This window comes from Armatimonadota bacterium (assembly GCA_013314775.1).
Taxonomy (GTDB): Bacteria; Armatimonadota; Zipacnadia; order Zipacnadales; family JABUFB01; genus JABUFB01.
The window spans coordinates 309,147-335,399 of the sequence record JABUFB010000010.1 but is presented as its reverse complement, the minus strand read 5'-3'; the positions used below and the strand labels follow the sequence as shown (position 1 = coordinate 335,399).

The window sequence follows — 26,253 nt, the reverse complement described above, 5'->3', positions numbered from 1 at the left end:
TGTTCAGTATACCAGAAGTGTAGCCGGGTTATGCAATGTTCTCGCGTTCAATCGCGCGTGACTGAGATTCGCGAAACGCAGAGCTCGCCCGGGCCGAAAACAGCAATGCGGAAGTCCGCGCCGTTGGTGCGGTTGGCGAACCGTCCGTCCGGCACGGTGAGCCGGGCTGTCTTCCACTCGCCGCTCCCGGTGATCTCCACGCGTCCGCCCGGTTTGAAGGCCCCGTCTCGAACGGAGCCCTTCGGGTCCTGGGAGTCGTAGTGAAGCTCAAGGGCCACGGGGCCCTCATCCAGGTATTCGAACTCCACCGTGTACGGGCGCGGGTCGGCATCGAAGACGAAGCTGTCGTCGAGGTCCACGTAGAGGTAGCGGATTTCCCACTCGGTGGTGCGGGTGCGGACGCACTCTCTGCCGGCCACCTGTGTGAGTTCGTTCTGGCCGTCGGCCTGGCTGGGGACGCGCAGGCCGCTTGCCTTGCCGTCATTACCGAACGTAACTACGACAGTGTTAGCGTTCGAATATGGCCCAGCAACCACCTCCACGCGCTCCCCGGCGTGGAACATGTCGGCGTATTTTCGCGTTATTTCAATATACTGGCGGCCGTATTCGGCGGATTCGGCCACATCGGTTCCTTCGTGGAACTCGTTCCAGGTTTCGACCATCACCAGCTTGGGGCGTCGCGCTGGATTGAGCTTCAAGAGGGTCTCCCAGCTTCGGGAGTAGAAGGCGCCGTTTTCGCGGTCGCGCACCAGCGGCGTGCGTCCGGGAACAGCCGAGTGGTCGTAGCCAGGCCCAAGAGCCGCACAGGCGCTGATATTCAGTCCCAGGGCGCCACCCCACTCGCAGACGCTGTCAGCCTCGCCCTGCCACGCATTCTGTTTAATGATGTAGGGGTCCACGCCGAAGTCCTTCTTGAAGCGCTCACGAACGTGCGGGAAGAGTGCCGGGTCCTGTTTGGCCGCGAATGCGGCCGCATAGAGCAGGATGATGGGACGCCCGTTGATCGCTGCCCAGTGTCGCGGGGGGATGAAACTGAAGAAATCGCGGATGGTGCAGTAAAACCAATCCTTGCCTTCCGCTGTCGAAAGATCTATACGGCGTCCCGCGCCATTGTGCGCGAGAGTGCTGGTGTCGTAGAATAGCGCGATACGCGGGCAGGTCTCGCCGATTCGGGTCATATAGTCGCAGGCGCGGACCAGATGGGGCAGACCGGCGAAGGACCAGCCGTCATAGCCGTTTGGGAAACCCCAGTAGACCGGCGCGGCGAAGTCTATACCCGCGGCTGCAATGTCCTTGAGTTGCTCGCGCCACCAGCGGGTGGAGTGGAAACTGTAGTCCTCCCATGATGGTGGGTGCGTGGTGCAGGCGTCAGTCCCGTCATGGTCGACGAGATGGGCGCCGGAATAAACGTCATACCAGTAGAAGAGATACGTGCCGATGACGGGTTGATCGGGGGTGAAGGTGGGAACAGTGGAGAGGTCCGTCTCAGTCAGCCCGGTAAATGGCCCGGGCGGCGGCGGCTCGGTGAACCAGCCGGCTTGCTGGGCATGGCAAGAAGTGACAGCAAGCAATAGTAGCAACGCAGCCGTCATCTGTGGTACCTCCGGGGGGATGAGTACACAACACGCTGGACAATCAGTCTAGCACAAACCGCAAGGAGGTGGAAGGGTTCCGCTGACCCAGCGGAGAATGAACCTTGTCCGAGCCGGTGTCCGTATGGCGCCGGGTATCTTGGCAGCATTCAGACCGCAGGCGGAAATTACACGCGCTCTATGGTTGATATCACCAGTATTCGCGAGAAAATCGATAGCGGTGTTCCTCTTGAGGATCACGACGCCACGGAACTGTATAGCTCAAGCGACCTGCTTGGCCTGGGCATGCTCGCGCAGACCGTTCGTCAACGTGTAGGGTCATCCGCATGTAGCCTGATTTCGGTAAGACGCATTCGTTACAGCAACGTCTGTCGGAACCGCTGTCGCCATTGTGACGGCTCTCTGATAGAGGGCGCAGAAGGAGCTTACACAGCGAGCGTCTCCGAAGTCGTGAACCGGGTGGGGGAAGCGGTCGAGGTCGGTGTTGACCAGATTCAGCTGACGGGTGGCTCGAATCCGGAGCCTGCGTATGACTACTACATGGAGATGGTAGGTGCGGTGCGAGCCGCCTTCCCCGACATCCACATTCAGGGCTTCGCACCCGAGCAGCTGGCCAATATCGCCAAGCGTGCGGCGCTCACCTTCACCGAAGTGTTGCGCGATCTGAAGAACGCCGGCCTGAGTTCGCTCCTCGAGGATGGAGCGGACATCTTCGACCCCACAATCCGGACTTACCTGTGCCCCGCGAAGTGCACCGGAGGGACCTGGTTGCAGATCATGCGCGAGGCCCACGAACTCGGGATGTTTACCGGAGCAAGCATGCTGTACGGGCACCTTGAAGGCCCCGAGACCAAGACCGAGCACCTCAGCCGGCTGCGCGACTTACAGGATGAGACCGACGGGTTCACGTTCTTCGCCCCGCGGGCTTTCCGGCGCAGCAAGCGGGTGCGCAACGGGCTGGTCGGAGGCCTCGAGGACCTGCGGGAGTTCGCGGTGAGCCGCGTTTTCTTGCAGAACTTCCCACATATTCGGTGTTACGCCAATGATCTGGGCATGAAAACCACCCAGATTGCACTGCAGTTCGGCGTGGACTCCGTGGTTGTCCTTGTACGCGACGGAGAGCCTTTGGACGACGGCATGCGGGCTGACGTCGGTCTGCCCAATGCTACCCAGTTGCGCGATCTGCTGGAACGTGTCTGTCCTTCCGTGTGCCCGGCCCATCTCAATCACCAGGATGAGATCCCGGCCGAGAAGTGAAGACAGCCGGAAGCACGCGATCATACACTCATAAGCCCGGCCCCCGAGATCAGGGGGCCGGGCTGCTTTGTGTCCGGACGGATCTGTTCAGGAAACTCAGAAGGTAAGCTGTACGATCCGCACTTCAAAGGGCTTGAATGGCAAAGCGAGGACCGTCCCTTCCACCGTCGGGTTGTCGCCGCGGACGGCCTTCACGCTCGTCGGCGCGGACGGAAGCTGGAAAGTGTGTGTGCCCTCGTCAGGCCCGTTGTTTACCGCGATCAGCGTGCAGATCCCATCCCTGCTGCGCAGCGTCCAGTTGAGCCACGGCGCCTCGTCGGCGGTAATCTTCGGCGTCTCTTCCACAGAGAGGATCACCGGGATCATCTCCGCAATTTCCGCCGCCATGGTTTTGACGTGCCCCCACTGCTCCTCGAAGGGCACTGTGGGATCCCTCTTGATGTCCATGAACGAGTAGAAAACCAGGCCTTTGGCGCCTTCGGCGATGCATTGCCAGGCCATGCTGCGCATCTCATCCAGCGTGGGCGGACGCAGCCCTTGCTTGGCCTCCTCGCCCTTCCTGTACACCGCCCAGTTGAACACCTGGGGAACCATCCAGACAGGTCGCGCACCGTGCATGGCGTCCACGGTCATCCGCGTCCACTGCGCTGCGCGTGCAGCGGGACTTCCGGGGATTGGATACGGGTCGGTACCGATGACGTCGAAAGTCTTCCGGTACTGCTCAATCTCCCCCACCTGGTAGAGCACCACCCAGGTCGGGTGATTGGGGTCGAGATCCCCCATCCATTCCTGGTGGGCTTCGAGCCGGTCCATGTACGCTGTGGACAGCTCATCGTTGAGATACCAGGCGATGACCGCCGGGTGATTGCCGTACTCCGCGACCTTTGCCTCGATGAACCTGCGTTCATCGTCGATGGTCTCGATGCCTTTGGGGCACCAGGTCGAACCGTAGTAGACGTCCTTGAGTGTGTAGATAATCTTGAGGTTGTGTTTCTCCAGGAGCTTCATCTGCTCCTGATTCGCGCCGCCGTAGGGCATCAGGCAGTTGAACGCGCTGTCGGCATAGGTCTCCAGGTCTCCCGCACTGATTCCGCCCCAATACATGCCCAGCGGGAAGAACGGCTCGCCGTCGATGATCAGCCGGTTGTGCTCGTCAATATAGCAGGTTCGCGAGGCCGCTTCCGCGTCCGTGAGCACATGAACGCGCCATGAATCCACGCCAAGCTTCTGCGCACCGTCGGCGGTGGTGAGTGCGCTCTCGAGAGTGTACTTGCCTGGCGCAAGGCCGTCGGCAGGCATCTCCGCCAGTAGCGTCTCGGACTTCGGTGTGAGTGTCACTGTTCTCACCGCATCACCACCAGCGGCGGGGTTCAGCGAGAGCTTCAGCACAACCTGGTCAGGCCGCATTCCGTAGTCCCGCAGGTTGAGATCGGCCGCAACGGCGATGCGCTTCGTGGAGGGGGTGACCTGCCCGCGGTAGTTGGGCTCAATCAGCGTGGTGCGCAGCGCCGGGTAGCGGAACTTGCGGACCTCGATGTCATCCCACCACGCGGTGCCCGTGCACCCCTTGCGCAGGTAACAGGTTACGGTGCATTTCGCAGCGTTCGGGGGCACGCGTCCCCCCGTAGCCCGGAGTTGGCGCCAGTCCGTGGTTCCCTTGAAGCCGGCAGGGTACGAGCCGCCCAGGTACTTGCCATCCTCGGCGTACCACTCCAGGCAGATCGTGGCCCCGTTGTCCTCGCCCTTTACGTCCTCCGTCTTGATCCAGCCGCTGAACTCGTATGCCAGGCCGGGCTCAAGTGGGATAGTCTGGCCGCACAGGACGTATTTGCCCGCGTCGTCATTGGAGTATTTCAGGGAACGCCCGCCATTGTGGGCGACGGTCTCGTCAGAAGTGAAAACCGTACCATCGGCTCCCCAGGCTTCGGGCAGGCCGTTGGCGGCGAGGGTCTCGAAGCCGGGATTCTGAACGATGTTGGGCGTGGTCGAATCCTGCGCGAGGCAGGAAGCCGACAGGGTGAGCGCGAAGAGGAGGCATAGCGTGCGCATGATCGTGGTTCCTCTCATTGGGCTGGTACTACTCACAGGACTACTTCGTCACGGGGAAGCATCTGCCCTCCTGCGGAGCCCTCGCTCAAATCGGTGGAGGAGCCGCGCTCAGGACAGTGTTGGTACACTCATATGCACGCGCACTTCGCTCACTTTGCTAGATCCAACCTCTAAGGAGGGGACAAAATGCTGAAGCACCTGTTCGCAGCGTCTCTGCTTGCTTTCGCAGTGACGTCCCATGCACAAGAACACGCACCGGCGGCTGCCGCGGCACCGCTGCCCGACCAGATCGCGAAGCACAAGCAGATCTACCTGAACATGGGATTTCCAGAAGACGAAGCCACCATGATGGCGGTCCTCACCGGGGGCAAGATCAACTCCGAAGCCATGTTGATGTTGATGATGGGCATGGCCGGCAGGGGCGGCGGAGACGACGCCCTGGGCTTTATGATGCTCATGAACGGCATTCGCCAGGCGAATAAGGGCCAGCCGCCCTGGTGGCGCGACGGGGAGTTCGTGTTCATCGTGGAAGACGGGGTGCTGGTGAAAATCAACACCGAGACGATGGAAGTCGCCGCCCGGTTGCCCTATCGCGATGAATCCGAACTCGAGGCGGTATCGCTGGGACTGCTCGCGAAGATGTTCATGTTCCGCGCTCAGGCGCAAGACCTGCGGGGTGAGGCCCAGGTCCAGTCCTGCGTGAGCAACATGAAGCAGCTCATGCTGGGGGTGCTCATGTACACGCAGGACTTCGACCAGACGTTGCCAGGGGCGACCTGGGCCAAGGACCTGCTGCCATACGTCGGGAACAATGAGCAGCTTCTTCGCTGCCCCGGGCGCCCGGATGTGCCGGTGGGCTACGCACTCAACGAGAAGTTGGTCGGGGCCAGGCTGGGAGATATCAAGCTGCCGTCAGAGACCGTCGCACTTTTCGAAGTGCGTGGTGGTGGAGAGAGCCAGGTGGGCAATGCGGCAGATGTGCCCGACCCGGGATTCCATAACGGGATGCTGGCGGTGGGGTTCATGGACGGCCACGTCGAGATGATGTCGTCGCTGGAGCTGCGGCGGGCCCTGGAGCGGAATCCCTTCGAGTAGGGGAGCGGGAGAAGCGAGGGAATTGCTCCCGGCGCGCGGTTACACTTTTGGAGCGGGCTCCCCCGCCACACCGTCCGCCGATACGCCACACGGCGCGGCGCGGTACGAGCCCGCGCCCCACATACTTGCACGGCATACGACAATGGTCGGCATCACCAGCCGCCTACTCAGGCCTGGATCTGATTTCCTCCAGCTTCTTGTTCACTTTCTCCGCGGCGGTCTTCAGCCCCGCCTTCGGAGCCACGCTGCCCAGCCAGATGCGATCAAGCTCCGCCTGCAGGATGCCCTCCACCTGGTTGTACTCCGGGAAGTTCGGCGGGTTCTTTGCATACTCAAGGGCCTTCACGTAGACCGAACGGTCATAGCCGGCATCCCCACCGGCGTACGCGCCCTGGAGGACCGAGATCCGCGAGGGCATCTTGTCCAGCCTCTCGGCCATCACCGTCTGGCTTTCCGCGCTGAGCAGGAACTTGAACAGCTCCCAAGCTTCCTTCGGGTGACGCGAACCCGCCCAGATGGCGTAATTCTCGGTGCCGAGCATGGTGGAGCGCGTCTTCTTTTCAGGCACCGGGGCCACATCCCAGTCCAGATTCTCCGCTTCGTTCAACGTTTGGATGTCCCACGGTCCGGACATATACATGCCCACATTGCCCCGCGCGAAACTGGTGAGGCCCTCATTGCGCTCTGTGGAGGTGCTGGCCGGGCAGACCTTGTACTTATGGCGCAGGTCCACCAGGAACTGCAGCGCCTCCACTGCATTGGGGTCGTCGATGATGCAGCGCTTGATCTCCTTGTCCATGAGATCGGCTCCGTTCGACCAAAGCCACGGGTACAGGCGCGCGCCCCAGAAGTCAATCATGCAGCCCCACTGGTCGGGTTTGCCGTCGCCGTTGGTGTCTTTGGTGAGCGCCTTGCATGCCTTCAGGTAGTCGTCCCAGGTCCATGAGGAACCCTTGCCGGGGTGGGGAATGCCCTCAGCGTCAAACAGAGCCTTGTTGTAGAAGAGAGAGTAGATGCTGGTATACCGGGGCAGGGAAAAGAGCTTGCCCTGGTAGCGGCACATGTCCACCAGGCGCGGGTGGAAGTCGCTCAGGCCGAAGTCCGCGTCATCCCGGGCGAACTCCTCCAGATCGGCCAGAACGCCCGCATCCGCGAAACCCACATAGTACGCCCCATGCAGGGACATGACATCCGGTCCGTCCTTTGCGGCCATCTTCGTCTCCAGCTTCTGCATGGCTTCGCGGCTGCCGGAGATGTTGACCAGGTTCACCTTGATGCCCGGGTGATCGGCCTCGAACTGCTTGAGCAGTTCGCGGTTGACCTCAAGTTCATCGGTCTCGGTCCAGGTGTAGAGCTCGAGCTCGATCCCGCCACTCGTCGTGGTGGCTCCGGCTGTTGGCTTGTTGATGATCTCGCCGCCCGGGGGTGGCCCCACAGGCTCAGAGACCTTCTCCACGCATCCTGCGAGAAGGTTCAGGGTCGCCAGCGATATGGCGCACAGAAGCAGGCGTGACGGGCGTATCATTGGGGACACTCCATTTCGTTCATCACGATTGCGCATACGGCGATGGACGCCGTTTCGGCGCGCAGAATCCGAGGCCCGAGACTCACCGGAGTGAGACCCGCGGACAGTGCTTCCTCGATCTCAGATGGGGCGAACCCGCCTTCAGGGCCGATGAACGCGGCGATGCTGTCGGCGTATCCGATCCCGGCGAGGCCCCGCTTGATTCTCGCCTCCGGGTTGCGCGCCAGGGCCTCATACGGGATGATCCCCGGTATCCCGCGTCGGCTCCAGTCGGCCAGGGCACTGCACCAGGAAAGCGGCTCGCAGACCGGTGGGGGCTCGTTGCGCCCGCACTGGCGACAGGCTTCCAGCGCGATCTTGTTCCACCTCGCCAGCCGGCCTTCAACGCGCTCGCCTTCGGGCCTGCTGACAGTCCTGCGCGTGATCACCGGGACGATTTCTGCCACGCCCAGTTCCACAGTCTTCTGGATTACCAGGTCGAAGTGCTTGCCCTTGAGCACCGCGGGATACAACACGAGATTGACCGTCGGAGCAGGAACGGGTTCCAGGCTCTCGATCACCCTTGCCCGCGCGGGGCCCTCACTCGGCTCCAATGTTGCGACATGCTCGCTGCCATCGGCTGCGACGATGACGAAGCTGTCACCCGGCTGCCTGCGCAGGACCCTCAGCAGGTAGTGCGCGGCATCCTCCGGCAAGGCAACCACTTCGCCTGCCGAGATCACGCGGTCGATGAACAGGCGCGTCATGTCTGGCACTCCGGGGCGAGGCGCGGAACCGCCGGGTCAGGGAAGCGTACAGGGCGCATGATAGGAGACGGCGATTCCCCCGTCAAGCGTCCCGCGCCACGGCGCGCGTCAACACGGGCGCCGGCGAACAGGGCCCCCCACCGTGGGGGGCTGTTCGCCGGCCCGGACGCGAGGCCCAACGGTTCGCGTCAGTCGCCCAGCGCTGCCTGCAGTCGTAGGATGTGGTCGGCAACACCGTATCTCAAGTGTTGGTAGTCTTCACCCGTGTAGTTGCGGTCGAACCAGATCAGCACCGGGCTCTCGCCCTCGACCTCGGCAAGATCAGCGGGGATCGCCGGCATCATCTTTCGAAGCCGGGCGAGGAACTGCTGGGCCTCCCGCGCCGCTCGGGGTTTCTGGATGCGAGCCTGCTCGATGAGGCTCTCAAGGAGCTCCAGGTAACGCAGGTCGTCAATGCCCTCGCGGAATGCCTTCATGTGCAGTGTCGGCACCGGCGTCTTGCCGTCCTGCGGCGATGGCACGGAGTATCCGAAGTCGTAGTTTTCGGAATCAGTGTCGTCGAAGGGGTCGCCGCCAAAACTGTAGTACATCCATGGAACGTGTAGACTGACGGGTGACATCCACATGTAGTACCCGTTGACCACGCGGACCCATTCGGGCGTGAAGTACGCGCCGCGCATGTTGTAATACATCCACTGCTGGTCGCCCGAGCGCCGCGCGAGCTCGCCGAACTCCTCGAAGGTGTGCCCGGACTTGAGCCACAGGTCGATGGTGTACCCGTGATGGCAGCGGATATCGATATACGGATCGGCTTCGGCCATCATCTGCTCCCAGCCACTGCCGGGGCGGGTGTTCAGGGTTACGTACAGGGGCAGGTCGGTGGTCTTCCGCACGATCTTTGCGAGCTGGATGTAGAGCGGTAGTCTATCGCGCCCGAAGACCTCGTCCATGTGGGTGACCGAAAGCTGGAACTCCGGGAAGTCGGCGGCAAGCAGCTTCAGGGCATCAAAGCCCGATTTCGCGGCCGCCAGCAATCCCGCGTCGTCCTCAAGGCCGGGCACAACGGTATTGGCCGGCCCACCTACGCTGCTGAAGCCAATCATCCGCGCAAGCTGGACCAGGTTGTCTTGGATTGGGATTGGGCCTGAGAAGCCCTCCTCGCGCAGGATCGTCAGGGCTCTACGCAGGGGTTCCAGGTCCGCGCGAATCTGATCTCCCTCCTTCCGCCACTCAATGCCCAGAGCCGGACCCATGGTATTGATGCCGTGGCGGCGCATGTCCCGCAGTTCCAGGCGCAACCGCTCTTCAGCCTCGGGTGCATGGTTCCAGCGGTAGTACATCCCGAACTTGTGCTGTCTCGTCGGCGGGAGGTTTACCGGCAGGACGCGCAGAGCGATGCCCACGGTCTTCTCTGGTGCATTGCCGGGCCGGATGGATATCTCTGACACGTACACCCCCGGTGGAGTGTCTTCGGGCACGTGGATGTCGAAGAGGATCTCCCGGAAGCTGCCGGGGGCAAGATCGAACGGGGTGCAGGGCAGGAGAAATCGGGAAGTGATTTCACTTTCCTCGGGCTTGAGCCAGTAGCCCTTACGCTGTGGGCCGCGCAGCGCCCAGCGGATGTCGACTTCCGACGTCGGGATGACGTGCGCGTCGCTGGTCAGTGGCTGCACGGAGATGCGGACCTCTTCCAGCCTGCGGCGGGCTGCGACAATCAGCCCCAGCGGCTCGTACTCACCCGGGCATGCGAAGGCCCGGATTTCGTGGGGATTGGCTGATTCGGGCGCAACCGCCGGGTCCACGCTGTCCAGTGGACTATGCTCGTACAAGTAGTACAGCTCATCCCCGGGGGGCAGGTCGAAGGTGAATCGGTGGCTGTTCAGCTTCAGACGGGCGATGGCAAGGTCTTTGGCCTGCGCCTCCCGGCTGAAACTGGGCGGCGCATCGACACCGGGCTTCAGCAGTATCATGTCCGCCCAGACGACGGCGTGGCTTGCGTTGGCCGACGACTCCGCGGAAAGCTCAAGCCTGTGCACCCCGGTGATATCCACCCGCAGATCGGTCGCTGCTGTGGCGTCGGACTGCCAAAGCGTGCGGCCGTCTCCGGTTACGGACAGGCGGAGCACGTCGCCTGACTGCTCGAAAGTCGCCGGACCGGCAATCCCCGACAGGATTGTGAAGCCGTCGGGGACGTCAAAGGCGGCGCTTGCGGGGGAGTTCATGCCCACACCTCGCGCGTGCACACGGGAGCCGACCATCAGGGGCAGAATCAGGTGTGCGCGGTCGGGCAGCCCATCGGCGCGTACTTCGCCGGTCGCGGACATCGGCAGGGAAGACAGGTACAGCAGGTCGGGCGGGCCGGGCTGAGACAGCGCTGCTGCTGCGATGGCCTCAGGACCGCGGACGCAGTTCGAGAGGCGCAGGCAATCCAGAAGCATCTCGCCGCCGCCGACCCGGAATGTCGTCGCCTCGCCCTCGAAGGGCTGGACGTCGTCCACCGGATTCCCCACTGGCTGACCGTCCACGTAGAGCCGCAGGCTGGTGGCGTTCCAGGTGGCGGCAACATGTCTCCAGGTTTCCGGGTCCCAGTTTGAGGCGTCCACATCAATCCTCCGCCACACCCAGTCCTCCTGTCCTCCTGTGCGCACGGCTACTCCGAAACGGCCTCCTGCGATGACGTTCAGATTCAGGTAGTCGCCGGCGTCGGTGGTGAAGGCGAACACTGTAGCCGTGGGCGGCGTGGCGTTGATCCATAGCGGTCGCAACCAGACTTCAAGGCTGCCTTCGGGAAGGGACAGGTTCTGGTGGGCATTGTATGTGATGCCCTGCCCACTGGTGCGGGCCGCGGAGCCGAATCTGCCGGGACTCAGCGAAACGCCGGGCGGAGCGGAGCCGCGCCAGTCACCGAGAGCGTAGTCGGCGCGCAGGTCGCGGTCGAATGTGCACAGGAAAGTGGTGTTCGCATCAGGTCGCACCTGGCAGAATGCCGGCAGTGCGGACAGAAGGAGCAGGCAGGAGATCCTCATCTCACGACCTCCACGCGACGGTAATCATCGCCATTTGAGCGCGCCAGGGATGCCATATTTCGCGAGCAGGTACTCCTCAACGCCCCGGATACTCTCCTCGGGCAGGGGCCCGCCAAAGACCACGATTTCGGCGATCAATCCTGCTCGCTCGCGATTGCCGGAGCAGAAGGGCATCGCGAGATTCCCGCCGCCGAATTCCGCCACCGCCGGGATGTCGTTGCGGCTTGCGGTGGGTATGCCGTTGGTCCGCACGCCGGCCGTGGAAACTCCATCGTGCATGTATGCCACCAGCCCGGGCTCATTGTCGCTCAATGCCACCCCCACGTACCGGTCCAAGGTGTCGTAATGCATCCGTCCCCGGGTCATGTAGAGGCGCGGGATTCCCCCGGAGCCGTTGAGCGCGTTGCCGCAAATGCCAAACTCGGGGTCTTCGGAGCGCATCACCACGAAGACCGTGGGCGCGCCGGGCACCGCGAGGTCGGCGAACACCCCGGGCGCCGACAGCAGGTCGCCCTGAGCGCGGAAGCGCAGAGCCGCGCGTCCGTTGATGCCGTCGACGTCCAGCAACGGCGGTCCGGCTTTGACGCCCGTGGACAGGTCCAGCGCAGGCACCGTGGCATCGGGGCCGGCTTCGGCGGGCCAGACCCGCACTTCGTCGCCGTCATCGTGGGTCTCCAGGAGACGCTGTGCGGAAAGCCACGACAACAGCGGCGCACCCAGACCGGGAGTGTCCGGTGCGGCGGGTTTCGGTGCGCTTTCGTCCAGCGTGAATGTGGCTCGCACCGTGGCGCTTGGGCCGCGAGTCGTGTATGCTCGGGCGCTTACGGTAGTGGTCTGGTTCAGCTGAATGGGGCCAGTGTACTCGGGGGAGTCAGGCCCCGGCGCGGATCCGTCCAACGTATAGCGGAGTGTCGCATCGCTGTCCGGTGAGGTGATGTGAATGGGGATCTGCTCGCGGAAGCGATCTGCGTGCTCGGCCCAGATCGCCGGCTCCCACGACTTTTCCGGATCACCGTCACCGGGTTCAACCAACAAGATCCCCCAGGGCTTCAGAGCGGGAATCGCAATCTGTGTCGCGCGACCGCCGGGAATGTCCACGGATTCCGCCAGGGCCGCGAAATCCCCGCTCGCCTCGGCCTGCGCGTGGGCGTCGGCGTCATAGGCGGCAGGCGTGAGGAGCCGCAGCTTCAGGGGACGGTCGCCGAAGAACCGCGCGGGGTCGAGAACAATGCGGAAGGGCTCGGGGTCCTCGGAGTAGTCCACGAGATGCACCGCAACCGGAGCGTTGGAATCTCCGGGTCTGGCGCGCACCGTGGCGTAGACATCGCTCGGCCCGTCCACGCGAACCGGAGGGCGGGAGTCGTACCGGTCATCCGTCCAGCCCGGACCAGAGACGGCAGCCTCTTCGTAACCATCCAGCAGTTCGGCATTGGCGCGCACGAAGCCGTACAGGTCGGCATACTGGTCCGGTGTGGCGAACACGCGCGGCGTATTGGAGCCCGTATACACGTCCCAGGGCACGATCACGTGGGCGCCCAATGCGTAAGAAAGCGCAATGAACCGCCGGGTCCGGGACACGTCATCGGTCACGAAGGTGAACACGTAGGGCTTGCCTGCTTCCCGTGAGGGCAGGATGCGTTCGTAGTACAGCAGGCGGGGCAGTCCTTCCCGGTACGGGTACGTCTCGGCCATGAAGTAGTCGAAGAGTCTGTGGTGCGGGCGGTACGGGCCGGCGTGATTGCCGGATTGGGGTACGTGCCGCCCGGCATGGGCGTCGATGGCCGCGAAGACCTCGGTGTAGAAGCGGACCATGCTCTCTTCCTGGAACTTCACGAACAGCTCGGCGAGCCGCGGGTCGCCCTTCCAGTTCCGCCAGTGGACGTTGCTTTCCGTGCCTCGCTCCCGCAGGTACGCGGCATAGTCGAAGTTCGCCAGATCGGGAATGCCCAATTCCGCCCGACGCTCGGGGGTGGTGTTTTCCTGCAGAAACTCGCGGAATCCAGCCACGCAGTGCTCGCAGAAACACCCGCCCCAGTCGGGCAGGTGGATGTTGCCCAACTCGCCGTCAGTCTGGAGAGAATCTGCTCCCAGGTCCACGTCCGCAGTGGCGAAGTCCAGGTACAGCTTGCGGTACGCGGGGTTGTTGCAGCAGCCCCAATACATGCCCCAGGCCCGCATCCAGGAGGCGATGATCGGCTTGCCGTCCAGGTACCTGGCCCGTCCGATGGTATAGTCGCGGCTGCCGAGGCTATCCGGCAGCGTGCTGTTCACCGCCGCGCTGACCGCGTAACCGCGCTCTTTCGCCCGCCGGATGAACTCGGCCTTCCCCTGAGTGTAGAGCCAGTCCAGCCGGGTGGCGTGGAACTGGTGCGCAGCGGCGAGACCGTCGTACGGGTCCTTCGAGTTCAATCCCCGGGGCCAGCGGGTGGAGAAGCAGACGTCCGAAGGCTTCGGCGCACCCTCCGGCCTGACTTGCGGCGTCGCGATATCCGACACGGTCGCGAGGGGTTGCGCCCAGGCCGTGTTCAGGCAGCAGAGCAGGCAGAAAATCGCAAGTACCTCGGGAATGAGAGTGATGTTGCGCCTAAGTGCCGGGCAGTGTTCCATGGTCGAAGGGATCTCTCCGCGCAAAGGTCGCCACGATGCGAGATGGTTCGCTGCTCTACCAGCCTACCCCATATTCGCGCCGCATCACACCTGCCCCTTCCGCGCAGGATTGGAGGGTTGCCGGGGCGAAATGGGCGCTCACATCCCAGACTCCCGGGGGAGAATCGACCATGAGACTGCTCTGCGCACTTGTCATGATACTGGCCGCTGTGAGTGGTTGCATGGCTCAGCCCGATCCGGCAGCCGCTGAACTCTCAGCACTCGCCGACAAACTGCCCGGGTTCGCGATCATCACGTTGCCTGCCGGTGCCGGGCAGGTCGAGATAGCCGCAGAAAGCTCGATCACCGCCGACATGCTGCGCGGAGTGCCCCTGGATAATGATCCGCCGGTTGTCGGCCGGCCTGGGAAACCATACCCTGCGAACATGACGGACGACTGGCCGGACGGGACCGCGCCATACGTGGCAGACGGCATTCAACCCTTCCGGTTCCGGCACTTCACTAACGAGTTCAGCTACGGTGGCTGGCATAACTGGGCGATGCACGACTATGCGGCGACCCATGGCTTCCAGGTCATCTATCCGTATAACCACAAGCCCGATGACTGGACCCATATGCCCGAGGGCACCGGCTGGCTGCGCTGGGGAGGCTTCGTGGACTGGCACAAGTGGCTGCCCGAGCATGGCATCGAAGATGGCCGTTACGATCTGCTGCCTGCAATGGATGTCAAGGGCGAACTGGTGAAGGCCGGTGTCTTCAAGCTGGACCCCGGGTACGACCAGTTGATGATCGATATGGAGCACGGGCTGCTGTCCCTCGATGCTCTTCGCAAGCAAGACTGGTACCCCACCGACGCGCCGGAACAGGAGCGGGTGGACTTTGAAAAGCGCTACTACGATGGGTATGCCCTGACTTACATCGCTCCCGTGCAGGCGGCGCGAGAAGCCGGCTGGAAGAACATCAGCATCTACGGCTGGCAGCCTTTCGGACGGCGCTGGTTCGGCATCGAGAGGGCGGAAGTGGACCCGGAAACCGACTGGGCCTGGAACGCTTTCGGCAAAGCGATCTACGACGAAGTGGACATCTTGAACCCCTCTGTCTACTGCTTCTACTGGTCCAGTCAGAATGTGGCCTATACCCTCGCAAACATCGATCTGAACATGCGTCTGGTCAACTCGTGCGAGGTACGCAAACCGGTGCGGCCCTACTACTGGACCCTCCTGCATGGCGGCGGGGGAGGGTGGCGGTGGTGGCAGAATCAGCCGCTGTCCAATGAGGAGACCCGCGCAATGACCGCCGCATGCTTTTTCACGGGCTGCGACGGTCTCGTGCTCTGGAACTGGTCGGGCACCGGGAACCATCACAGGCCGGGGAAGCCGGCGAAGGACGCGGACCTCATGGTCGGCACCCCCTTCGAACTGGCTCCCGAGGGAAGTGACGAGCCTGCCCGGTTCGAGCGCTACGAAGTGCTCCATGTGCTGGACGTGGCCGATGATGGGACCGTGCGTTTCCAGCGCATCGAGCGCGACAAGCCCGCCGAGAAATACGGTATCCGCGAAGACCGCCCTGTGTTCAGCATGAGCGGGGAAGCGCTGAACCCGTATCTGCGGTGTGCGTCCGAACCGGTGGCGGCGATGATCGAGGGGCTTGCCTTGGCGAAGTGCGTCGAGTACTGCTTGCGCACAGGTGATGTAAGGATTGATGTCCCCGCGCAGAAGCAGTTCAAGGAGACGCTGCCCATCGTCCGGCGCGTGAAGACCGGGCCGTACCACATCGTGCTGACCTACGACCAGGACTGGGCCGCGCAGGAAGGCCCCAGGCAGATCGTGCTGGAAGATTTCGACGGCGTGCCCGGACGGAGGGTAACGCTCCCTGCCGACGCGCAGACTCGCTTGTTCGTGCTCAAGGACGCGGTTGACTAGAGATGCAACGCATACGGAGGCCTCAAGTGATGTCCATCCCTACGGTGTCCATCTGGATTTTCGCGGTGCTCGCTGCGGGCGTCGCCTGCGCTGCGCCGAAGGAAGTGCTGGAAGCCGAGAAAGCCCTCCTGGCGGAACTCGAAATCCGCGCCGACGAGCTGATGCCGCTGGACCTGGATACCGAACTGGTGCGGGACGGTGAGGCGCAGGCGGTCATCTGTCACGCGGATGAGGCGGCGTGGAAGCAGGCAGCGCAGGCGATCCAGAATGCAGTGAAGCAGGCCACCGGGGTGGAGTTGCCGCTCGTGAGTGAGGCCAACTGCCGCTGGCCGGATGAGGGGCCGGCGAATGTGATACTCGTGGGCCATCTGGACAACAACCGCATCGTGGCCCGGCTCTACCACAACTTCTTCGTTTGCCTGGACCAGCAGTACACCGGGCCCAGCGGGTACGTGATCCGCTCGATCCACGACCCCTTCGGCGGAGGGAAGAACGCGATCCTGGTGGGAGGGAGCAAGGCCGAGGGGACTGCCCGGGCCGCTCAGGCCTTTGCGGAATTGGTCACGGAGGCGGCACAGGGCAATGGCCTGTCCCTCGGCAGGCTTCAGGTGCTTGAACTGGAGTCGGACGAGAAGCCGAAGGGTGCAAGTGAACTCACTTCCGCGCAGGAGAAGGCCTCCGCCATCGCCACCGGCCGCAAGAGCATGTTCAGCCCGGGCCAGGGACGCAACGGCGTGTCGGTGCTGATCCGCTGGGGTTACAAGGCACATCGCACCGGAGACCCGGTCGCCCTGGAGATCTACCGGGACCTTATGCACGCGCTGCTGGAGTACTACCGGACCGACAAGACCATCAATGAAGAGGGCATGGCCCGATATGACGGGGACTTCCGGGACGCCTGGACCCATCCGGTGGCTATCCTCTGGGACCTTCTGGAAGAGAGTGGGGCCTTCAGCGACCAGGAACGCCTGGACTTCACGAACCTACTGGTGCGCCTTGCCCTGGAGTGCGTTATCTACCAGGGCTACAACCGCCCGGGAGCGGTGGACAAGTGGCGTGAGAATACCACCATCGTCCATAATCACAACACCTTCCCGGCGCTGGGCATCTATTTCGTGGGGCGCTATTTGAAGGCCCACTATCAGCGCCCGCAAGTGGAAGACTGGCTGACTGTGGCCGAGGGCATCTTCGCCGGACAGAAGCACAGCCCCAAGCCCCTGGAGGACGCCGCGGCATACCAGTGGCTGCCCATCGAGCATGTGATGATCTACTCCCTCGCCCAGGGCGACACCACCTTCTTCGACGAAGGCCACGCGCGAGAAGCAGCGCGGGTTGCGATGATGGTCATGGACAACAGGGGCTACCAGGCGGCTTTCGGCGACCACACCGACGAGAAGTCCTCCTCGGGTATTCGCCCGGTTGTCCAGCGCGCGGCGTGGTACTACAAGGATCCCGAGCTGCTCTGGGGCGCGGAACTCGCGGGCGACCGGCACACCTACACCCTGGGGCAGCCGTATAATGTAGGCTTCGAGCCCCGGCCGGCCGAGAGCCATGTCGGGATCAGTCTTTCCCGGTTGCCGAAGCTCTGCTACGACTACATCGACCACAGCCCTCAGTACCCGGTTGAGCCCAATCTGCCCTGGGAAGTCAGCTTCGATAAACTGGCCTTTCGCGCCGGGCTGGCTCCGGAAGACCAGTACCTGCTGCTGGATGGTTTCGGCCGGGGTACCCACATGCACTTTGACGCGAACGCCATTGTGCGGTACTCGGACGGCGGCGCACCGCTGCTGGTGGACGGCGAGTATATCAAGAACGCGCCCAAGTACCACTGTTCGGTGGCTATCATGCGCAACGGGCAGACCGACAAGACCCCGGCAATCACTGGGCTGGGGCTCGTTGCCGATCTGGACCATTACGCCTGCACGCGCACATATCTCAACGATTACTCCGGCGCCGACTGGCAGCGCAGGATCCTCTGGCGCAGGGGCGCATACTTCCTGGTGCTTGATACGGTGACTGCAAAGGAAGCGGGGGATTTCACACTGCGCTCCTGCTGGCGGCCGTGGGGAGATGCGCAACTGCACGACGGGGTGCTCACCGTTGATCACAAGCCCATGCGGCTGGTAATCGCCGCCGGAGATGCTGCCCCGGCACGCCTGGAGAACCTCAAGACCGTTGAGAGCATGCCGGTGAGCCGGCTGTCGCGACAGGTCGGGCTGACACTCGAACCCGGCGGCGAGTACCGCTTTGTGAACCTGGTGCACTCTTTCCCGCAGGACGATCCGGTGGAGCGTTCGGTGCGGAGAGCCGGCGCGGATGGAGTCATCGTTGACGGTCCCGGCGGCCCGGATGTGGTCGTCGGCAGACTCTCCGCCGCGGAACTGGGGATCGAGACCGACGCCGACCTGCTTGTCATCGCAGCCGACCGCTGGGCGGCTTTCGGCGCGACGAGGGTATCCGGGCCCGGTATGAGCCTGACCGCCGATGGCCCGGTGTCAGTAGAAATGGTCGCGGGGGAGGGCCTGGCGGTCCTGCAGGCCGATGGCGCCTGCGAGGTGTCGCTGCGGGCGACCCCGAATGCTGTGGCTAATCTGGACGGCACGCCGCACCAGGTCACTGCCGACGGCACGCTTCGCCTGACGCTGGAGGAAGGCACTCACCGCCTGGGGTTCGAAGCTGCCCCGGCAGGAAGCGAACTGGCGGACCTGATCCGCAAAGCCGCTGCGCTTCCCGCGCCGGAAACTGCAGGGGCAGACAACGGTCTCGCCTGCCCCAAACTGACGGTGGCATGGAAACAGGCGGGCTTCGAGGCACCGCTGGAAATGCTGCGACCTGCGAGCATCACTTCGGAGCCGGCCCCCCGGGCGAGTCACAGCCCGGTGGAGCGCCTCGTGGACGGCATGTACAGCTCATCCATCTATTCGGCCATGTGGCCGGCTGGGCAGGAAGCGAAGATCACTCTGGACATGGGCGAGGTCGTCGAAATCTCTTCCGTCTCCCTGCGCGAATGGCACATGAACGAGGGCTGGGACATCGCGGCGCGCTCCCTGGAACTGAGCGACGACAACTTCCAGCAGGACCTCCGCGCTCTCGCCACACCCTTCACCGAGACGGGCACGGAAAGCTGGGGGAACAACGTCAACACGATTTACTCGGTTCCCATCGGGCAGAAGGCCCGCTATCTGCGGCTAACGGCAACTCCGGCGCGTGAAGATTCCGCGGTCTATATCGCCGAAATCGAGGTCCGCGGAACTGCGCCTGGCGCCAGACCGGAGATCACGGACATCACCAGCGGCGACATCGACGGGGACGGCGTCGATGAACTGCTGGCCTGCAGCAAGGCGGGGGAGATCCAGGCCTTCCGCGCCAGCGGCGAGCCGATCTGGAGCTTCGCATCGAAGCAGCGCGCCGGGTTCCTCACCCTGGCCTGCGGCGACGTGGACGGCGACGGGAAGGACGAAGTGATGGCCGGAGGTCTCGGGAGCCGGGCTGCGCTGCTGTCCAGCGACGGCAAGCTGCTTTGGGAGCAGACGCCGCCGCCGTACAGAGGAATCGCGCCGGATGTCATGACCATACTCGCTGCTGACCTGGACGGCGACGGCAAGGACGAGATGGTCTGCGGCTGCAAGAACTGGCAGTACGTGGCCTACCGCGCCGACGGCACCCTCATGTGGTCGAACATCATCTACGCCCATTCGGCCACGGTCAGTTGCGCTGATGACTTCGACGGCGACGGCCTGCCCGAAATCGTGGCGGGCAATGAGTACTACCGGATCAACCTCATCGACAATGACGGCAAGCGCATATACACTGCCGGGAATCTGGGCCCGGACATGACCGCGGTCTCTTCGGCGGACGTGGATGGCGACGGACTGCCCGAGGTGCTCGTGGGCACCGACGGCGGCGACCTGCTCTGCTATGATGGCAACGGGACGCAACTGTGGCTCGTGAACTTGGGCGATCGCGTGACCCGGATCATCGGCAAGGCGAAAGCCGCTGACGGGACCCCGGTGATCCTCGCGGCGGCCGAGAGCGCCAACGTGTTCGCCCTCAACCTCGACGGCACCACGAAGTGGCGCACGGCGCTCCCGGACGGCGCGGGAGACCTCGCCCTGAGCGCGGATGGAAGGCACATTGTTGCCGCAGCGGGTTCGGCAGGAATCGTGGCGCTGAATGCCGAAGGCAGGCTCACCGCGCACGGCGAAGTCCCCGGCCGCGCAATGCGCGTGCTGTGCGGCGAGGGGCAGGTTGTGGCTGTCTCCGATGCCGGGGAGATGGTGGCGTTCCGGCTGCCGTGAGTCAGAAGACGTGGACTCGCGTAGGCCGACCGCCTCGGGCGGCCTGTCGTCTGTTCTCGCGTACCACTGGTGTTGGTTGTCGCCGTCAAGGCCCCGGAGGGGCAGCTCGCCTATAGCCAGGGGGCCGAAACCCCTGGACTCCTGACGGGAGACTTGCTGCCCCCCACGAAAAGGAACCCCATGAAGTTCAACGAAATCCGCTTCCAGCACGCCTCAACCGGTTCGTACCTCGGCAGTCCCAGCATTCTCCGGCTCGACAATGGCGACATCCTCGCCACCCATGACTACTTCGGCCCCGGCTCGCCCCGCACTCACGAGAACGAGTGGGGGCTCACCAGCGTCTACCGCTCCAGCGACGATGGCGAAACCTGGACCGAGATCAACCACATCATGGGCCTCTTCTGGGGCAACCTGTTCGAGCACGAAGGGTCTATCTACATTCTCGGGATCAGCCAGGAGTACGGGTCGGTGGTGATTCGCCGCAGCGACACCGGCGGCGAGCGCTGGACCCATCCCATGAGCGCCGAGACCGGCCTGCTGTTCCGCGGCGGGCCCTTCCGCACCAACCCCAACTACCACTGCGCGCCGGTCCCGATACTCAAGACCGGTGGGCGCATCTACCGCGCCGTGGAAGACTGCCGCGATGCCGTCTGGGGCAACGGATTCCTCTCCTGTGTCATCTCCTGCCCCGAAGACTGCGACCTGCTGGATGCCCGCAACTGGATCATGAGCAACAAGCTCCTGTGCGAACGCGCGTGGATCCCCAAGGACTGGCGCGAGGGTCCGGTGCGGGGCTGGCTGGAGGGCAATGTGGTGGAGACTCCTGGGGGCGAGATCTGGAACATCCTGCGTTTCCACTCGGACCCGGAAGTGGACAAGGCCGCCATCGTGACTGTGCACGACGATGGACGCCGCATCGACTTCGACCCCGCCACCGGCTTCATCGACTTTCCCGGTGGCATGACCAAGTTCACCATCCGCCGTGACCCGGTGACCGGCCTGTATCTCACCCTTAGTAACAACAACACGGACCCGAAGTACCCCGCCCAGCGCAATGTGCTGTGCCTGAACGCATCCGCGGACCTGCGCAACTGGCGGCATGTGACCACGTTGCTGGAAGATGACCTCCCGATTCCGTGGGAGGAGTCCATCCGCAAGACGGGCTTCCAGTACGTGGACTGGCAGTTTGATGGGGAGGACATCATCTACATGGTTCGCTGCGCGTACGACGGCGCGCACAACTTCCACGACGCGAACCGGATGACATTCCACCGGATCAGCCGGTATGGAAGCCTGCTTTGACCGAAAGTCTCCCGCCCACCTCGCGCGAACCGGGAAGTAGAGGGTATGAGGCTTTTCAATCAACTCGTACAACGGCCCTGAGCGTATGCTGCGTTGCTGTTTCACATCGGGGTGCGCGTTGAGCCAGAGGCTCCATACGCGCTGACTGCCGGCCACGAGGTTTCATCCGGTATCGTCCCAACCACCGCGAGGGGAGCCCTCTTCCGCGCACAGCTCCGTGAGCACCACCGCGCCGTCCATGACGGCCACAGTCTCTTGTCCGTCGGGGATAGGGGAGACCGAGAGGCCTTGAGGGATTCCAGTACCGACGCCTTCTTCGGCGCAGGCGGGCGAGGCTCCATTCCTCTGCCGCCACCGCCTGAACCTCGCTATCCCCTGCAGGGCCGCCGGAGCACTCAGTCGCGAATGGGCAGGCGAAGTGCGGCCCCCACCGTCCCATTGCAGGCGACTTCCACGGGCATCACTGGCGATTGTGCCAGTGCGGCGAGCCGCTCCGGTGCGCAGCCACTTCAGTTCCCCCGGGCGCCTGCAACATGCGCGTCGATGCTCGCACGCAATTCCGCGCCCTCTAGGCTGTGCTGTCGGGGGTTGCAGTGGCGCGTTGCTCATCGAGCACGCGGCGGATCTCGGCGAGCATCTGCTGGGCGGTGACGGGCTTGCGCAAGAGCCCACGGGCGCCCATCTGCAGCACCTTCCGGTCAGCGTCCTCACTGTCTTGGCCGGTTACGACTAACACAGGAATCGGCTTGGACAGTCGCGCACAATGCTGAAGCACCGCGCGACCACCACCCCCGGGCAGGAGCAGGTCTGTGATGACGATGTCAAACTGTCTCTCGTCGAGTTCGCGTATCGCCTCCGGTGCAGCCCCGGCGGTGCGGACCCGATGGCCGTAATGCCGCAGTACTGCGGCGAGAGTGTCGCGGACATCAGGTTCGTCCTCGACAAGAAGGATGTGCCCGACCGCCGTGTCGCCCCAATCCATCGGCCGGGTGGAGTCCGAGCGCTTTGTCTCGAGCTCGCCAGGCTCGTAGACCGGGAATGTGAGTTCGAAAGTCGTTCCCCTGCCAAGTTCGCTGCGCACAGCGATGGTCCCCCCGTGAGCCGTCACGATCCCGTGGGATACCGTGAGGCCCAGGCCGGTGCCGGGCACGTCGCTTTCTCCCAGGCGGCCCTTGGTTGTGAAGAAGGGTTCGAAGATGCGTCGCAGGGTCTCGGGTGACATGCCAACTCCGGTGTCGCTGACCCGGGCGACTACCTGCCCGGGGCCGTCTTTGGCGGGGAGATGACGTGTAGTGACTGTGAGTGTGCCGCCGTCGGGCATGGCATGGGCGGCGTTGATGAACAGGTTCACGAAGACCTGCTCAAGTTGGCCTGCGTCGGCGAGTATGCGCGGGGTGTCAGGGCCGGCGTCCCGAACCACCTCAACGCCGGCGATGCTCAGTTGGTGGCTCGCCAGCGAAAGGGCGCAATCGATAGGTGTTTCGAGGTGGATCGGTTCGCGCGTCAGCTCAGGCGGTCGGCTGAAGGCTGACAGTCCCCTGCAGATCTCGGCGCCGCGTAGCGCCTGTCTGCGGGTCATCTCCGCCAGACGCTCATAGTCGACGATATCGCGGCTGAACATCGCCCGTTCGGACGCCAGCAGCAGGCCTGCGAGGAGGTTGTTGAATTCATGAGCCACCCCCGCCGCAAGCTGTCCAACTGTTGCGAGACGCGCGGAGTCTTCGGCGCGCTTGCGGTCGGTTATGTCCACGGCCGTGGCCGCAAGTGCAGTGGGGCGGCCTTCCTCGTCGAAGAGGGCAACGCCGGTCATGAGCATCGGGAAGGTGTGACCATCGCGGTGCAGATGCCACACTTCAGTTGGCGCGAAACGCCCCTCCGTGAGCAGCGTCTGCAGGAGAGACTCGACAGCGTCCATCTGTTCAGCACTGTGAAGATCGGAGATATTGCCTCCAAGCAGTTCTTCAGGCTCGTAGCCATGTTGATGGGCCATGGCCGGGTTTATGTAGGTCAATCGGCCGTTGAGGTCGCTGATCACTGCGCCGAACTGGGCATGGTCGAAGACCGACTTGAGCTGCTCGGCCTGGGTCTCGGCGCGCTTGCGCTGGGTGACGTCGACGGCCATCGCCAGGATAGCAGGACCGTCTTCCAGCTGAATGTGTGAGGCGACCACTTCTACATGGGCTACAGTTCCGTCCGGGCGCGTGATGCTCATCCCCATCGGCATGTCAGGCTCAGCGCCGGGTGGCCGTTGCAGGCTGTCAGCGATTCGCTTGAACTGCTCGCGCCCGATCAGTTCTCCGATACGCGCACCGACAAGCTCGTAAGCCTGTGAGCGGCCGAAGATTCGCACTGCGGTGGGGTTCGCAAAGAGGAGCCGTCCCTTGCGGATCAGCATGATTGACAGAGGGCTTGTGTGCGTGATGATTCTGTAACGTTCCTCGCTTGCTCGCAGGGCCCGTTCGGTGATTGCGCGCTCGGTGATGTCCTGGTTGACGATGATTACCGCCTCGATATTGCCATCATCGTCCATGACGGGCGCCGTTGAGTTATGGACGATCCGCGTCCGGCCATCGAATGTCTCGATCTCGAGCAACTCATCGAGCACGGTCACGCCTTCGCTGAGGGTGCGTACGATGGCCCAGTCGTCAGGCCCGACTTCCTCGCCCGAGGGGAGCCTGCGTGCTTTGAACAACCCGTATTCGTCGCGTCGCGGCAGCAGGTGCGCACCCCAGATTCTGCGCGCCGCTTCATTCCCGCTGAGGAGATTGCCTTCGGCGTCGGCGATCCACAGGCCGACAGGCACAACTTCCAGCGCCCGACGCAGGAGGTTTTCGCTCTTCCGCAGGGCCTCGGTGGCTTGCTTGCGTTCGGTAATATCCAGTGCAGTGAATGTCACCCCGAGGCTTTCGTCATCCGGATCTGTGGGTGTCGAGGCAATCAGGACGTCGATGATGCGACCATCCTTCGTGATCCAGCGCGTCTCGACAGTCCCGAGGCCGTCTTCCACGATTTGGCGGTACTTATCTGTACCCACGAACTCGAACTCTTCCTGGGTCGGGTACAATAGGCGCGCATTCTGGCCGATCAGCTCCTCGCGGGAATAGCCGGTCATTTGGCAGACCCGCGGGTTCACTTCGGTGAACACCCGGTTGTGGACGACTCCGATCCCCACCGGCGCTACTCGCAGAATGCTCTGGAGGCGCTCCTGGCTCTGCCGCAATGCCTCCTCCGCGCGTTTCTGTTCGGTGATGTCCGTCGCGATGCCGCACATGGCGATCGGCTTCCCGGAGAGGTCATGCACCAGTCGCGTTCGGCAGTCCAGGATGACGGCTCTGCCATCCGCGGTGTAGTTGACGACTTCGCCACGCCATTCCCCGTCCCGGAGCGTTCTCTCGATGATCTCCTCCTGGGTTGCTCCCCTGGCCGCGTCGTCGCCATACTGGCGCACGCTTCTGCCGATGAGCTCCTCGCGGGAGTACCCCAGAGTGGAGATTTCAGCGTCATTGACGTATGTAATCACGCCGTCCAGATCGGTGACGGTTACGCAGTCGTGTATCTGGTCAAGTACAAGGGCCTGCTGCCGCAATTTCTCCTCAATCGCGCGCCGTTCGGTGATATCGGTGAACATGGCAAAGGAGCCCGCGAACCGACCCAGCGCATCCATGATCGGTGTAGCAGAGACCGCCAGCCAGCGCACGCTGCCGTCGCGGTGTCGGAATCTTCGCTCGTAGCGGCTGGATTCCCCACGGCTTCGGCGCGATATCTCCTTCGCGTGTTCTTCCAGGTCCTCTTCGAACATGAACTCGTCCACTCGTCGGCCCAGCATTTCCTCGGGTGAGTAGCCGAGAAATTCGGTGAGCTGGCGGTTCACGTACGTCGTGCGCATCTCGCCGTCCATCGCCCAAATGCCCTCGTTGGCGGTCTCGACGATGCGGCGATATCTCTCTTCGCTCTCCGCCAGGGCCGAGGCGTAACGTGCGAGTTCGCGGTTCTCACGCTTGGCCTGCGCACGCGAGGCAAGCAGCACGATGATGACAATGCCGATGAGCAGAACCAAGCTCACCTGCCCAGCGGCGTGAGCCAGGAGTACCCTGTTCCAGTCCCGGGCATCGGTGTCCAGGCCCAGGACAGCCACAAGCTGCCCGGTGTCGGGGTTCAGCACTGCCGCGGTTGAGCGGACCCAGACGCCCCATCTGTCGCGGACGGGGCCCCAGGTGGCGCCCTGCCAGGTGGTGAAGGTTTGGGTGATGCTGGGGTCGACGGCGGTCAAGACCCGGCCCGGTGGGGAGTGATCAGGGCTGCCCGGAGCTTCCGAATCCACCAGCGAAATGACCGCGCCGTTTGCGTCCTGGCGCAGGAGGTAGGCTAACCGGCACCGCGGATGCATCTTTCGAATGCGGCGCAACTGCTCTGCGAGCCTGTCATAGGGCGCGGTTCCCAGGTCAGCCATGGTGCCGCTGAGTTGCTCGCAATGGCGCCAGTTGACGGAACTGGCAACCATTCGGGCTTCGGTGAGGGCGACTTGTCGCATGTCACGGTCTTCGCTTCGCCAGACCTGCCAGGCCGTTACCGCCGCGATTGCGAGAACCAGGAGTGCAGCGGGCGCCGTCAGACGACTTCGCCGGTGGTCACCCGGCGATTGGAGTCCGGGCAGATCGACGCCCTGCAACATCGCAACACCCCCTTGGCCATCTGCCGGCCGCCCGGTTTCCGGCCTGTGCACAGAACGGACGCCGGCTCCAGATCGAGCACAGTCCCACAGACCAAAACACGCTACTATTTCTTTGAAACCCCCGGGAATCCTTGTGCCTCGCGGACGCAAGCTCACAGCCGA

General features: G+C 63.5%; 12 protein-coding genes. 5 read left to right on the top strand and 7 right to left on the bottom strand.

The genetic code is table 11. The features are described from left to right. Window positions 1-47: 47 nt before the first annotated feature. Complete coding sequence (locus tag HPY44_14170; protein NSW57155.1) at window positions 48-1,592, bottom strand: DUF5010 domain-containing protein; 1,545 nt, start codon at window positions 1,590-1,592, stop codon at window positions 48-50. A 180-nt stretch (window positions 1,593-1,772) separates the two neighbouring features. Here HPY44_14170 and HPY44_14165 point away from each other — a divergent pair, with 180 nt between their 5' ends. Continuing rightward, window positions 1,773-2,849: a radical SAM protein gene (locus tag HPY44_14165; GenBank protein NSW57154.1), complete on the top strand. Its 1,077-nt coding sequence runs from the start codon at window positions 1,773-1,775 to the stop codon at window positions 2,847-2,849. Between the two features lie 96 nt (window positions 2,850-2,945). Here the strand turns inward: HPY44_14165 and HPY44_14160 are convergent, their stop codons facing one another. Beyond that, on the bottom strand, window positions 2,946-4,898 hold the full coding sequence (locus HPY44_14160; GenBank protein ID NSW57153.1) for a carbohydrate binding domain-containing protein: 1,953 nt from the start codon (window positions 4,896-4,898) through the stop codon (window positions 2,946-2,948). Window positions 4,899-5,084: 186 nt separating this feature from the next. On the opposite strand from HPY44_14160, the gene HPY44_14155 reads away from it, so the two are divergent. Beyond that, window positions 5,085-5,993: a hypothetical protein gene (locus HPY44_14155; protein ID NSW57152.1), complete on the top strand. Its 909-nt coding sequence runs from the start codon at window positions 5,085-5,087 to the stop codon at window positions 5,991-5,993. Between the two features lie 163 nt (window positions 5,994-6,156). Here the strand turns inward: HPY44_14155 and HPY44_14150 are convergent, their stop codons facing one another. The 4 genes from HPY44_14150 to HPY44_14135 all read right to left on the bottom strand — a co-directional run bounded on the left by HPY44_14150 (window position 6,157) and on the right by HPY44_14135 (window position 13,897). Continuing rightward, window positions 6,157-7,518: a sugar ABC transporter substrate-binding protein gene (locus HPY44_14150; GenBank protein ID NSW57151.1), complete on the bottom strand. Its 1,362-nt coding sequence runs from the start codon at window positions 7,516-7,518 to the stop codon at window positions 6,157-6,159. Continuing rightward, a complete protein-coding gene (locus tag HPY44_14145) occupies window positions 7,515-8,264 on the bottom strand; it encodes a 16S rRNA (uracil(1498)-N(3))-methyltransferase (protein ID NSW57150.1) in 750 nt (249 codons plus the stop codon). Before HPY44_14145 ends, HPY44_14150 begins: the two co-directional genes overlap by 4 nt. Window positions 8,265-8,452: 188 nt before the next feature. Then, the gene (locus HPY44_14140; GenBank protein ID NSW57149.1) at window positions 8,453-11,290 is read right to left on the bottom strand and encodes an NPCBM/NEW2 domain-containing protein; all 2,838 of its coding nucleotides are present in this window, start codon (window positions 11,288-11,290) and stop codon (window positions 8,453-8,455) included. A gap of 24 nt (window positions 11,291-11,314) precedes the next feature. Then, window positions 11,315-13,897, bottom strand: coding sequence for a chitobiase/beta-hexosaminidase C-terminal domain-containing protein (locus HPY44_14135; GenBank protein ID NSW57148.1), 2,583 nt, complete (start codon window positions 13,895-13,897; stop codon window positions 11,315-11,317). A 170-nt stretch (window positions 13,898-14,067) separates the two neighbouring features. Here HPY44_14135 and HPY44_14130 point away from each other — a divergent pair, with 170 nt between their 5' ends. The 3 genes from HPY44_14130 (at window position 14,068) to HPY44_14120 (ending at window position 21,419) form a co-directional block, all read left to right on the top strand. Then, complete coding sequence (locus tag HPY44_14130; protein NSW57147.1) at window positions 14,068-15,819, top strand: hypothetical protein; 1,752 nt, start codon at window positions 14,068-14,070, stop codon at window positions 15,817-15,819. Window positions 15,820-15,848: 29 nt separating this feature from the next. Further along, window positions 15,849-20,117 carry a VCBS repeat-containing protein gene (locus HPY44_14125; protein NSW57146.1) on the top strand — a complete coding sequence of 1,423 codons (4,269 nt, stop codon included), beginning with the start codon at window positions 15,849-15,851 and terminating at the stop codon, window positions 20,115-20,117. Between the two features lie 180 nt (window positions 20,118-20,297). Continuing rightward, window positions 20,298-21,419, top strand: coding sequence for an exo-alpha-sialidase (locus HPY44_14120; GenBank protein NSW57145.1), 1,122 nt, complete (start codon window positions 20,298-20,300; stop codon window positions 21,417-21,419). Window positions 21,420-21,987: 568 nt separating this feature from the next. Here the strand turns inward: HPY44_14120 and HPY44_14115 are convergent. Continuing rightward, on the bottom strand, window positions 21,988-25,950 hold the full coding sequence (locus HPY44_14115; protein NSW57144.1) for a PAS domain S-box protein: 3,963 nt from the start codon (window positions 25,948-25,950) through the stop codon (window positions 21,988-21,990). Between the last annotated feature and the right edge of the window lie 303 nt (window positions 25,951-26,253).

What these genes read in the sequence shown, in the direction of transcription:
- HPY44_14140 (NSW57149.1), bottom strand. Translation starts at nt 11,290, where the DNA reads ATGAGGATCTCCTGCCTGCTCCTTCTGTCCGCACTGCCGGCATTCTGC.
- HPY44_14135 (NSW57148.1), bottom strand. Translation starts at nt 13,897, where the DNA reads ATGGAACACTGCCCGGCACTTAGGCGCAACATCACTCTCATTCCCGAG.
- HPY44_14130 (NSW57147.1), top strand. Translation starts at nt 14,068, where the DNA reads ATGAGACTGCTCTGCGCACTTGTCATGATACTGGCCGCTGTGAGTGGT.
- HPY44_14160 (NSW57153.1), bottom strand. Translation starts at nt 4,898, where the DNA reads ATGCGCACGCTATGCCTCCTCTTCGCGCTCACCCTGTCGGCTTCCTGC.
- HPY44_14120 (NSW57145.1), top strand. Translation starts at nt 20,298, where the DNA reads ATGAAGTTCAACGAAATCCGCTTCCAGCACGCCTCAACCGGTTCGTAC.
- HPY44_14145 (NSW57150.1), bottom strand. Translation starts at nt 8,264, where the DNA reads ATGACGCGCCTGTTCATCGACCGCGTGATCTCGGCAGGCGAAGTGGTT.
- HPY44_14115 (NSW57144.1), bottom strand. Translation starts at nt 25,950, where the DNA reads ATGCGACAAGTCGCCCTCACCGAAGCCCGAATGGTTGCCAGTTCCGTC.
- HPY44_14125 (NSW57146.1), top strand. Translation starts at nt 15,849, where the DNA reads ATGTCCATCCCTACGGTGTCCATCTGGATTTTCGCGGTGCTCGCTGCG.
- HPY44_14170 (NSW57155.1), bottom strand. Translation starts at nt 1,592, where the DNA reads ATGACGGCTGCGTTGCTACTATTGCTTGCTGTCACTTCTTGCCATGCC.
- HPY44_14150 (NSW57151.1), bottom strand. Translation starts at nt 7,518, where the DNA reads ATGATACGCCCGTCACGCCTGCTTCTGTGCGCCATATCGCTGGCGACC.
- HPY44_14165 (NSW57154.1), top strand. Translation starts at nt 1,773, where the DNA reads ATGGTTGATATCACCAGTATTCGCGAGAAAATCGATAGCGGTGTTCCT.
- HPY44_14155 (NSW57152.1), top strand. Translation starts at nt 5,085, where the DNA reads ATGCTGAAGCACCTGTTCGCAGCGTCTCTGCTTGCTTTCGCAGTGACG.